Genomic DNA, 11,957 nt, shown 5'->3' on the forward strand with positions numbered 1-11,957 from the left:
AAACCTAAGCCGGTGTCCCCGCTCTCCCGGGGCCGGCGGAATTTAGTTGTTAAGCATGCGGTCGAAGCTTCCCGAGTCGCCATCCCGATAGTCGGCGGTCATCAGAATCTCCTGCGGAATGCGCCCGCCCTCGCGCAGCACATTGCGGAACTGCACGCGCGTGACCATGGGCAGATCCTTGATCGTCGCCGCCAAGTTCTGCGGCACGCCCTGGTTGGCAGCCGCGGGCTCGCACTCGCCGCCGGCCTTCACGCGACGCTTATGCTCGGCGAGCATGGCGCGGTACATGCCGGCATGCAGGCGAATCTCAACCACATTGGCATTGCGAGCCTGCTCGACGATGCGCGCGCCCTCGCGGTCGATATCGCCCACGTAGTAGACGTAGTTAAAGCGATAGCCGATCTCAGCCAGATAATCGTCCAGGGCATGCGAGACGCTCGCCTTGCATCCGCCGCCAAAAATCACGCCGCCCACCTTGATGCCAAAGAGCTTGGCGTGCTTGCGGCCACGCAGCAGCCTGACGATCTCGTCGTAGGTGTCCAGGTTCTCGACCATAATGAACGGCTTATCGGCGCCCAGCGTAAAGAAACCCGTAAAGTGAACGGGGCGGTTGGGGGCGACCTTAATCGCCTGCATGCTGATGCCCTTTTCGGTCATACGCCGAATTAGGCGCTCGCCGTGCTTGCCGTCAAAGGCCTTCTCATCGTTAAAAATCTGGTAGGCACGCTGGCGGCGCGAGGCAACCGGCGTATCGGCACCTCGGTTTTGCTCGATCCAAGCCTGGATGATTGCGATTTCCTCGGCAATCTTGCGGTTGGACATCTCGTTGTGCTGAGTGCGCTGCGGCGCCTTTTTGCCGTCCTTGCCCTCGACCTTAACAATTTGAGTCTGCTGCTCCTTGATCTTAGAGAGCGCCGTAGGCGTAGGGACAACTTTGAGCAGCTGCCTGCCCAAAACGCGGGCAAGGGCAAACGCCGATACCTCGCCGTGGACGGCCGACTCGGGCTGCTGGGCAGCAGCATCTGCTGCGGCAGACTCCGGCTTCTTCTGAGACCTGCGCTTAGAATCGCCTTGGGAATTGCGCTCGCGCTTCGGCATAGACGCCTGCTTCTGCGGACGATCGGACTTGCTCTCCTTCGCCGGCTGGCGCTTAGGCTGCCCCGAAGAAACCTCGGCCTTCGCATCCTCGTCCTGCGGCGTGGTCTTCTCGGCTGCAGTCTCGGCATGGGAACTGCGACCCCCGCGATGGCGACGGCGGCGAGGCCTGCTCGACGCGCCCTGCTCCGTCTGCCCATCAGTAGGCTGCTCGCCCTTGGCCTCGGCAGCAACCTCAAGCTGCGGCTCAACAGGCTTCTGCTCGCGAGCCGCCGGCTCAACGGTTTTCTCGGTTTGTTCGGCCTTCTCGGCCTGAGCGGTCGGAGCCGGCTCGCCCTTCTCCTGACGCCTTACGGGATACGCGCGCCTCGCAAAACCACGTCCGGGACGACATGAGCCCGGGGCCTTCTTGGCAGACTCCTCAACATCGTCTGCGGCCTCGGAAAGCTCTTCAACCTCATGCGCGACATCCTGCTGCGCAGCCTTAAAGTGGGCACCACGGCGACGCTGGGGCTCCTGGGCCTCCACGGGCTTTTGCTCCTTCGCGGGCCTCTGCGACTCGGCAGCAACCTCGTTCTCAACAGCCTCGGCATCCGTCTCACCCTTTCGAGCAACGGCGCGACGGAAGCGCTCCTGCTGGGCGCGACGCTGCGCATCGCGCTTGCCACCCCCGCCAAAACCGCCGCGCCCTGCCTTGGCCGTAAAGGCACGCACGACGTTCTCATCGAGCAACTCATCGGTATCAACATGCTCACGCGGAGCAACTTCTTCCACAGCAGGCACGTCAGCGGAATCCTCGACGACAAAATCTTCGACGGACTCGGCAGGCTGCTCCTGGGCATCGCGGATCTCGACATTGATGGTATAGAACGCCGGGCGCCCGTTAATGCCGCTGCCCTCGATCTTGGTCACGATATTTGCCGCGATAAGCTCATCGCGCATCGCCTTGGTATCGCATTCCTTATCGACGGAGCGGAAAATCTGCGCCAGCGCGCTCGACTTAATCTTGAGCGCCTTGCGGCAGAGCAGGTCGTAGGCAACCAGCTTGGCGCGCTCGGCAGAAAGCGACGTCTGGCTGCTCAGACGCTCAGCCAGAGCATCGACATTGTTTTGATTATCGGAATATACCGTCTTGGCCACGGGGCCCCTTTCATATGCACACATATACGTCCATATGGTACAACGCACGAGCCTATCCACGCAAAACATCTGCGAGAACGCCCTTGCACCACCTGTTATCACAAGAAAAAAGACCGGGTCCGCTTGATTGCGGACCCGGTCTTTCCGAGTCAAATAGATGGGAGATTCAACCCGTCCGACCGACTAGGCCTTGGCGGCCTCGGCGTCGGCAGGAGCTTCAGCGGCAGCGGCGCGACCGTACTCGGCCTTGCCCATCTCGGACCACTCGGGCTCCTCGTCGGGCATGGAGCCGGCCTCCTTGCCGAAGAACTCCTTGAGACAGTTGACGGCAACGATGAGGCCCAGGACCATCAGCAGGACGGCGAAAACGAGCTGCAGGCCCTTGGTGGCGGCGACGGAGACGGCGGCCGTGGTGGCGGTAGCCGGGATGGTGCCGAAGAAGCCGTAAGCCTGGACAGCGGTCATGCAGCCCATGGCGCTCTGGACCAGCGAGGTGAAGGTGCAGCAGAGCAGGAAGGCGACGGGCACGTAGAGCATCCAGCCCTTGCGGCCGGTGCACTTGCAGAACACGGCGAGGGTAATCATGGTCATACCGCCGAGCAGCTGGTTGGAAGCACCAAAGAGCGGCCAGATGTTGGCATAGCCGCCAAAGGCGAGGGCGAGACCGGGAAGCAGGGTGACGACCGTGGCGAACCAGGGGTTGCCGAGAACCTTCATGTAGCCGGCCTTGGACTCGATGGCCAGGGCGTCGTTGGTCTGGGCAAAGAACTCGGAGAACGAGGTGCGGGCGATGCGGGCGACGGCGTCGAGCGAGGTCAGGGCCAGAGCGGAAACGTTCATGGTCATGAAGACGGTAGCGAACGTACCGTCAACACCGAAGGCCTGCATACCGCGGGAGATACCAGCGGCGAAGATCTGGAACGGGGTGGAAGCGACGCCGGCGTTGAGGGCGCCGGTACCGGCGGTGTTCATGTCGGAGAACATGATGCCGGCGACGATGATGGCAAGGATGCCGACGAAGGACTCGACGATCATGGCGCCATAACCGACCTTGACGGCGTCCTGCTCCTTCTCGACCTGCTTGGAGGAGGTACCAGAAGAAACGAGGCTGTGGAAGCCGGAGAGGGCACCGCAGGCAACGGAAACAAACAGGACCGGGAACATCATGCCAGAAGCGCTGGAGAAGCCGGTAAAGGCCGGAGCGGTGATGGTGGCCTGGCCGTTAACACCCAGGACGACGATACCGAGGACAGCGCAAACGATCATGACGATCATCATGATGGAAGTGAGGTAGTCACGCGGGGTCTTGAGCATCTGGATGGGCATAGCGCCAGCGAAGACCAGGTAGACCATGACGACGGCGAACCACTGGAACTTATCCAGGTAGACCGGGAACTGCATACCGACGGCAAACATGAGAACCATGAGGACCACGCCGGTGACGAACTCGGTAGCACCGGTGAGGTTGAACTTCTTCTGGGCCCAACCAAAGGCGATAGCGACGAAGGTGAACAGGATGGAGATGGTACCAGCGCAGCCGGCGGCATAGGACTTGGTGAAGTCGATGGCACCGGTAGCAGCACCAGAAGCGTCAACGGCCGGGGTGAACATGAACGTCTTGCAGACCATGTCGGTGAAGGCGGCGATGACGATGATGCAGAACAGCCAGCAGAACAGCAGGAACAGGCGACGGCCGGTCTTGCCGATGTACTTCTCGATGAGCTGAGCCAGGGACTTGCCGTTGTTCTTCATCGAAGCATACAGAGCACCAAAGTCGTGGACGGCGCCAAAGAAGATGCCGCCGACGAGGACCCAGAGCACGACGGGCAGCCAGCCAAAGGCCATGGCGACGATCGTACCCGTGACAGGGCCAGCACCGCAGATCGAGCTGAACTGGTGCGAGAACGCGGTAAAAGCGGAGACGGGTGAGAAGCTCTTGCCGTCCTTCATGCGCTTGGCCGGCGTGAGGGCCTCTTTGTCAACGCCCCACTTGTTGGCCAGCCAGCGGCCGTAGCCCAGATAGCCGCAGGCGAGCACCGCCGCGGCCACAACCATGAGCAAAACTCCGTTCATTACATTTCCTCCTCTAAAAAGAACTTCCTAGACATAAAAAATGAGGGCCGTCGGTTGCGCTCGACGGCCCTCATCTTCATCAGCCGCCCGTTATCGTACGGGCTAGCTGTATGTGCTAACCCGCATCAGATAATTACTACGCTGATAATGTTTAGCTGATGCGTGAACATGTCTAAGAAATCCTCTTCAATCATGATGCGAACGATCCGTGCGTGTTCACATCCCCCAGTGGATGAAAAGCAGTATGAAACTTTAGTTACCTAAAGTCAACGCAAATTTGTAATGAATTTTCAACTTTTTTTGAAATTCTCGGTATAAAACGCCACTGACCTCGGACTTTACCCAACAAAAGTTTTTGCATGAGAGATGCCCCTCGGGAGCCGCGGGAGCTCCCATCCCAAATGCGGAGCAAAGCTCCGCACACCATCTTTTTCTTTCAGCTAAAGCACGCCGGAAATTCGACGCAGCTGGCTAACCTTGCCGGACGTTGTCGACGCCAAACCAGCTCAGAAGCTATATCGATACAGAAAGGTCCCCGGACGGAGGGGCCGGATATAAGGTTTCCTGCTCTACAGTCCTGCGCAAGACGAAGGCCACATTAAGTGGCCTTCTTTGCGTGCGGAACTCGCGATAAACCTTATATCCGGCCCCTCCGTCCGGGGACCGCGCCGTACCAGCTACAGCGTCATGTTTGGATCGGCGTCGACGTCGAACGGCGAGATTTCACCTCGGTCGAATTTACGGCGGGCGACCTCCGCGATCATGGCAGCGTTATCGGTGCACGCCGAAAGCGGCGGTACCGTCACGCGGATCCCCTGACGCCCAAGCTTCTTGATCATCATCTCGCGCAGATGCGGATTAGCCGAGACGCCGCCGCCGATGCAGTATTCCTTGCATCCGGTGGCATGCAGGGCGTTTTTGGCCTTCTTGTACTGAACGTCAAAGACGGCTGCCTCAAACGAAGCCGCCAGATCGGGCAGGTGAATCGTGCGCCCGGCCTTGGTCTCCTGCTCGATGTAGAGCGTCACGGCCGTTTTAAGACCCGAAAGCGAGAAACGATAATCTCCCCTGCTGTTAAGCGCGCGAGGAAAATCGATCGCCTTGGGGTTGCCCGTCTCGGCCAGCTTGGAGATGATGGGGCCACCGGGATAGCCCAGACCCAACGCCTTGGCTACCTTGTCGAAGGCCTCGCCCGCAGCATCGTCGAGTGTCTCACCAAGTACCTCGTAGTCGCCCCATGCCTTCACGTGCACGAGCATGGTATGACCGCCCGAGACGAGCGTGAAGATAAACGGCGGCCTGAGATCGGGCTGCGCCAGCAGATTGGCGAACAGATGGCCCTCCAGATGGTTGACGCACACGAGCGGTTTACCGGCGGCATAGGCAAAGCCCTTGGCGAAGGCGACGCCCACTACCAGAGCACCCACCAGGCCCGGACCCTGTGTCACGCCAACAGCGGCGAGTTCGCTCGGCGCGATGGCTCCGCCCTCAAGACCAAGCGATGCTGCGGCATCCTCGAGCGCCGCATCCACGACACTCACAATCACCTCAACGTGTTTGCGCGAGGCGATCTCGGGCACCACGCCGCCAAAGCGGGCGTGAAAATCAATCTGTGTCGACACCTGGTTGGCCAGCATATTGCCATCCGCATCGATAATCGCCACGGCCGTCTCGTCGCAGGAGCTCTCGATAGCGAGCACTAGGCGGCGGCGCTCAATTTCGGCACGCTCCCCCTCGGAGCGCCCAGGCGCAGGCAGCGGCCATACGCGCTGCTCTGCCGCCGTCGGCTCGGGCGAAGCATTGTCGACCGGAAGCACCAGGGGCAGCGGAGCCGTCATGACGATGGCGTCCTTGCCGGCACCATAGTAGCCGCGGCGACGGCCAGCCTCGGTAAAGCCCAGAGCGTTATAAAGCGCGGTCGCTCCCTCGTTACCGTCCTCGACCTCGAGCGAAGCCGTAGTGCAGCCGAGCATCTGGGCATCATAGCTCACGTGCGACAGCAGCTTGCGGGCAATGCCCTCACGGCGATGTGCCGGGTCGACGGCGACATCCAGAATCTGCACATCACCGTCCACGACCATACCGCCGGCAAGGCCCAACAGCTTGCCGTCGTCGTGTGCCACCCACCAACTACGCGGCGCAGCGACGTCCTCGCCCAGTTCGGACAGGAACATGCCCGGCGTCCACGCCTTGTGTCCGGCACCTTCAAAGCAGGCAGCCTCTAGCGCGCTCGCGCCCTCGGCATCCGCCGCGCCCATGGGACGGAACTGCAGATGACGACCGGCGAGCTCATCGGCAACGCCCGTAATTTCGCTCTGTGCACTCTCAGCAAGACCAAGACGCTTGCGCTCGTTTTCCTCGGCATCCGAAAGGCGCGTGTAAATCGGCAGGACGCGAGCCGGATCGCCGTCACCCGCAGCGTGCGCGAGCAGCAAGCCCTCGCCCGAAGGCCACCACAGGTCGCGCTCCACGCAGCGGACGGTCTCGTCCTCACCCAGCAGCTTGCCATAGCGCACGAGACCGTCACCGGTCAGCTGAACCTGGTCCCAGTCCGCTGCTCGGCGCCACTCATCGAGCGCCACGGCGGCCTTGACCACGTGTTCGCGCTCAAATTGACGCTCGGGGCCCTCATCGACCAGCATATACAGCGCCGGATATACCTCACCGCGCATAGCATCGGCCAAGATACCAAGCTTGCCGCGCACGCCAGCCTTCCACGCCGTCCAAGCGCAAGCATCGAGCGTCGACACGCCCAGTAGCGGAACATTGGCACCACGCGCGAGGCCCTTGGCAGTGGAGATGCCGATGCGCACACCCGTAAACGACCCCGGGCCGCGGCCGACCACGTAGCAACCAACATCGCTGCGATCCAGACCGGCTTGAGCCAGCACGCCATCAACGGTATTCACGAGCTCAACGTTGGCGTGACGGCGACACATGTGGTCGCCACTCACGAGCTTCGTCTCGCCCGTCTGCCCATCAATCCATCTTGCCGCGCAGGCAAGCATGTCGGTCGAGGTATCGAGCGCCACCACCAGCGCGTTGTCGTTATGCAAGCTCATCTTGTACAGCCTTATCAATCAAATGGGAAAGCTCCATTGCGCGGTCACCGTGCGCCTCGAGCGTTATCGTTCGCACGTCGCTGTCGCCCTCATCACGCCTGAGCGTCACCGAAAGATACTCATCCGTCAGCTCGTCCTGGAATTGTTCGCCCCATTCCAGCAGGCAAGCACCCTCATAGCCCAGCACATCGAAAATGCCCGTATCCTCGAGCTCGTAGGCATGCTCCAGGCGGTATAGATCAAAGTGAAACAGCGGAATACGACCTTGATCGTGAACGGCCATGAGCGCGAACGTAGGGCTCGTAACCATATGCCCATCGCCCAGCCCGCGCGAGACGCCCTTGGTAAAGTGAGTTTTGCCCACTCCCAGGCCACCGGTCAGGATGAGCACATCGCCGTCCTCAAGGCACGGTGCAATTAGCTCGCCAAAGTACTCCGTATCGGCAGCGCAAGTCGTTTTGTAAGTACCTACCCCCAGGCGCTCCAGGGACATATATGCTCCTTATTATTCCGAGGCGTCCTCTGGTGCGGGATGTCGCTCCAGATAGTCGCCCAGCATCTTAAAGTCTTCCTCCAGCAGCTCCTGCCACGCCGGATTGCGCAGCGCTGCTGCCGGATGGAACGTGGGCATTACCACAAAATGCCCCATCTGGTGGAACCTGCCGCGCAGCTTAGTAATGCCGATCTCGGTCTTAAGCACAAAGTGCGTCGCGGGGTTGCCGAGCGTCACGATGATATCGGGCCAGATGCTTCGAATCTGCTCACGCAAAAACGGCGAGCAAGCCAGCACTTCCTCGGGACGCGGATTGCGGTTTCCCGGCGGGCGGCACTTAAGCACGTTGGCAATGTAGACGTCTTCGCGTTTGAGCCCCGCCAGCGACAAAATGCCGTTGAGGTCCTCGCCTGCCGCCCCCACAAAGGGCTCGCCCTGCAAATCCTCATTACGGCCCGGCGCCTCGCCAATAAACATCACGCGAGCGCGGGGGTTTCCCACGCCAAACACGATGTTGTGGCGCGACTGGTAAAGCTGGCAAAGGTGACAATCGCCCAGAACGGCCTCGATCTCCTCGAGTGCGACCTCACGCGGCGCCTGATGGCTATGGCCGGGAATGTGCATGACGCCCATAGCGACTCCTACACGTAGACCTTGTCGAGACGCATACCAAAGCCGCAAGCGACCTCGTAGTTAATCGTGCCGCGTAGGCGCGCCATCTCGTCCATGGTAATCTCGGCATCTCCATCGCAGCCGACAATGATCATCTCGTCACCATACTCGGCCTCGGGAATCTCATGCGCCGGGTTGGACTGAATGGCGACCATAAACTGATCCATGCAGATATTGCCAACCTGATGCACGCGCTCGCCGCGATACAGCACATCCATACGATTGGAAAGCGTACGCGATAGGCCGTCGGCATAACCGATCGGCAGCGTGCAGATCTGAACGCGCGTACGCGGTACGCGGTAGGTAAAACCGTAGCCCACGCCCTCGCCCATCGCAGGGTGTGCCACGCGCGTCACGCGCGCATGGACGCTCATAACGGGATCAAGCTGCATCACGCGACCACTCAGCTCACATGGCTGCAGACCATACAAACCGATGCCGGCACGAATCATGTCAAAGTGCATTGAAGAATCGAGCATCGAGGACGGCGTGTTGGCGCAGTGCACGATACCGCACTCAAAGCCCGCATCCTTAATGGCCTGAACGGCCTCAGTAAAGCGCTGACACTGCAGTTTGTAGTCCCAGCCCGAAGGTTCATCGGCCGTGGCGAAGTGCGTAAATACGCCGTCGCACTGAATACCGCGATGGAAATTAATACCGCGGACAAAGTCGAGCACCTGCGTGTAATGTACGCCAATGCGGTTCATGCCCGTCTCGATGGCGAGATGATACTTGCCCACCTTGCCCGCCGCGACGGCACATTCGCCATACGCAAGAGCAAAGTCAGACGTATAGACCGAGGGCATGATATCAAACTCGAGCAACGTCGGAATGGCCTCGATAGGCGGCTCGCTTAGGATGAGGATGGGTTTCGTAATCCCGCCCTGTCGGAGCTCAACGCCCTCGTTAACCGTCGCCACGGCAAACATGTCGGCACCGGCCGAATACATGATCTTGGCGCACTCAACAGCTCCATGACCATAAGCATCGGCCTTGACCACGCAGCACAGGCGCTGACGCGGATTCAACAAGTTCTTATAGGCCCTCGTGTTGCGACGGAGCGCCCCGCGGTCGATCTCGACCCAGGACCAGCGCGTCAAATCGGCTTTATTCATGATTAGTCATCCGACCCTTCGTCCATGATTCCCAGATCTTCGAGCGCATCCTTTGCCGCCAGCTCCATGGCAGGACCGATCAAGTCGATAAGATCGGTTGCGATAACGCTCTTCTCACCATACTCCGTCGCCGCGGCAAAACCGGCGTAGCTGTGAAGTGCGACGGCGTACGAATACAGCAACTCCCAACGATCCATCTCGTCGCGCATGGTGGCAAGCGTGCCGGCCAAAATACCCGCCAGAACATCACCCGAACCGGCAGTTGCCAGAGAAGCCGGACCCGAGAGTGGCAGCAGCACGCGCTCAACACCACAGATAGCCGTCGTCGGCCCCTTGGCAATGACCACCAGATTGTCGGAGCCTGCAGCCCAAACAACCTTCTGCGCGGCCGCAATCGCGGTACCAAGGTCGTTCACCTCGTCACCGGCAACCAGACGCGAAAGCTCACGATAGTGCGGCGTCATAACCAACGGCTGCTCGCGGCGATACATCTCGGGGTTACTATCAATACCGTCAATGGCAATCTTAGCAAGGCAATTGAGTGCATCGGCGTCCAAAATTAGCGGTACATCAAGCTCGAGCAAGCCCGAAACCACCTGCATAGCGCCGGCAGACGTCGTCATACCGGGACCGCACAGCACGCAGCTGTACTTCTTTGCGATCTCGCACACCGTCATGCGCGCAGCGGCGCCAAAGGAGCCGCGGGAATCAGACGGAATAGCAAAGACGGGAATCGAAGGAAGTGCCATGCGAATGAGATTGGCACAGGCGTCAGGAGCCGCGACTGCCACGTAACCAGCACCCGCGCGAGCTGCAGACTTGGCCGCCATAATGGCAGCACCAGGATATTGCGCAGATCCGGCGACAATAAGCACGGAGCCACGGGAATACTTATCGATATTCGATGGTAGCGGAGCAAAGTAATCAACTAAGTCACCGGGCTCGACAATCTCGGCGGCGTGGTCGACATCATCGATGACCTCGTCAAGACGGTCGTAAAGATTGCCGCAGATCAAATCGCCAGCATACTCAGGACCATCAGCGCTATACAGACCAATCTTGGGCGCAATCATCGTCACCGTGCGCTCGGCACGAATGCAGTCGTCATCAACAACGCCCGTCTCTGCATTCAGGCCCGAGGGGACATCAATGGATACGACACAATCGGCGCATTCATTGACCGTAGGAATCCAAATTGAGAACGGCGCACGCAGATTCCCGTGGAAACCGGTACCAAAAATGGCATCGACAACAACATCGGCCTTATCGATCAAAACCTCGAGTTCATCACGCGAGGGGCCGACGCAAACGTGCACATCGCGGCCGGCAGTACGACGAGCAACATGACGTGCCAGAGCAGCAGGAATCTCATCCGGTTCAACCGGAGAAACGATATCCACGTCCACACCCTTATGGCTCAGGATATCGGCGGCAACCCAACCGTCGCCACCATTATTACCAAAACCGACCAAAACGAGAACCCGATCGGGATTGAGCTTCAAGACCTCGTTAGCGGCAAACTCACCCGCTAGCTCCATAAGCTCGGCCTTCGAAGTCCCTTCGCGTTCGATGATATCCTCGAGACGAACGACTTCTTCGGTACTCAAAACCGGTTTCATCTATGCTCCTAGCGTATCTTGCGAAGCATCGCCCAGGTGCTCCGTCAATGCTGAATTCTGCAGCTGCTCGAGCTCATCTAATACAGAGCGAGCCTCTTTAAATGTCTGCGCAACGCGTTTCTTGGTGCTCACCTTTTCATCTTTTGGCTTAGGCCGAGCATCTTCGGTAATCGCGATGGCATTCGCAACGGCCAAGTCTCCCGTAAGGGTAATAGAAAGAGCGACCTCGACAACACCCAAATCCTGGGCGATTTCGAGAGCACGGCCAGAAAGCAGAGCCTTCGGTTTGCCGAGTTTATCACGCGTTACCGAAACATCCTTGCGACCCACGCCTTGACTAAAACCCGTGCCAAGAGCTTTAAGCACCGCCTCACGCGAAGCAAAGCGGCTCGCATAGTGAGCAGCGGGACGCGATGATGCATCGCAATACGCACGTTCTTCTTCGGTAAACACACGCCGAGCAAACGACGGCGTCTTTTCAAGAATTGATTTCATGCGGGAAATCTCGACGATATCAACGCCGATACCAGCTTCAGCCATGTTCACCTCCATATCGCACAGACTAAGTTATTGTAGCCCGTTCACAGAAGATGCGACAAACGAGGGTTATAAAACACAGCTACTATGTGAGACAAAAGCCCGTAAACGCAAAAAAGGGGGAGGCCGCGAGGCCTCCCCCTTCTTCAAG

The 11,957-nt window shown here is 59.5% G+C and carries 8 protein-coding genes; all 8 read right to left on the bottom strand.

Going from position 1 to position 11,957, the window contains the following annotated elements; genetic code table 11:
- Positions 1 to 42: 42 nt before the first annotated feature.
- Positions 43 to 2,235, bottom strand: a complete 2,193-nt coding sequence (locus DW180_RS09365) for a hypothetical protein (RefSeq protein ID WP_158570977.1) — start codon at positions 2,233 to 2,235, stop codon at positions 43 to 45.
- 183 nt (positions 2,236 to 2,418) lie between these two features.
- Positions 2,419 to 4,308, bottom strand: coding sequence for a carbon starvation protein A (locus tag DW180_RS09370; protein WP_117817704.1), 1,890 nt, complete (start codon positions 4,306 to 4,308; stop codon positions 2,419 to 2,421).
- Positions 4,309 to 4,985: 677 nt separating this feature from the next.
- Entirely contained in the window at positions 4,986 to 7,370 is a 2,385-nt protein-coding gene (tsaD, locus tag DW180_RS09375) for a tRNA (adenosine(37)-N6)-threonylcarbamoyltransferase complex transferase subunit TsaD (protein ID WP_118238466.1), read from the bottom strand.
- On the bottom strand, positions 7,357 to 7,863 hold the full coding sequence (gene tsaE, locus DW180_RS09380) for a tRNA (adenosine(37)-N6)-threonylcarbamoyltransferase complex ATPase subunit type 1 TsaE (RefSeq protein ID WP_089573670.1): 507 nt from the start codon (positions 7,861 to 7,863) through the stop codon (positions 7,357 to 7,359). Before tsaE ends, tsaD begins: the two co-directional genes overlap by 14 nt.
- Positions 7,864 to 7,875: 12 nt before the next feature.
- Positions 7,876 to 8,496, bottom strand: a complete 621-nt coding sequence (locus DW180_RS09385; RefSeq protein ID WP_117776930.1) for a uracil-DNA glycosylase — start codon at positions 8,494 to 8,496, stop codon at positions 7,876 to 7,878.
- A gap of 8 nt (positions 8,497 to 8,504) precedes the next feature.
- Positions 8,505 to 9,650 (bottom strand): alanine racemase, encoded by a 1,146-nt coding sequence (gene alr / locus DW180_RS09390; protein ID WP_118238467.1) that lies wholly within the window; start codon positions 9,648 to 9,650, stop codon positions 8,505 to 8,507.
- Between the two features lie 2 nt (positions 9,651 to 9,652).
- On the bottom strand, positions 9,653 to 11,269 hold the full coding sequence (locus DW180_RS09395; protein WP_082435564.1) for an NAD(P)H-hydrate dehydratase: 1,617 nt from the start codon (positions 11,267 to 11,269) through the stop codon (positions 9,653 to 9,655).
- Complete coding sequence (gene acpS, locus DW180_RS09400; protein WP_117798369.1) at positions 11,270 to 11,809, bottom strand: holo-ACP synthase; 540 nt, start codon at positions 11,807 to 11,809, stop codon at positions 11,270 to 11,272.
- Between the last annotated feature and the right edge of the window lie 148 nt (positions 11,810 to 11,957).

The organism is Collinsella sp. AM16-21 (genome assembly GCF_003471905.1).
Classification (GTDB): Bacteria; Actinomycetota; Coriobacteriia; order Coriobacteriales; family Coriobacteriaceae; genus Collinsella.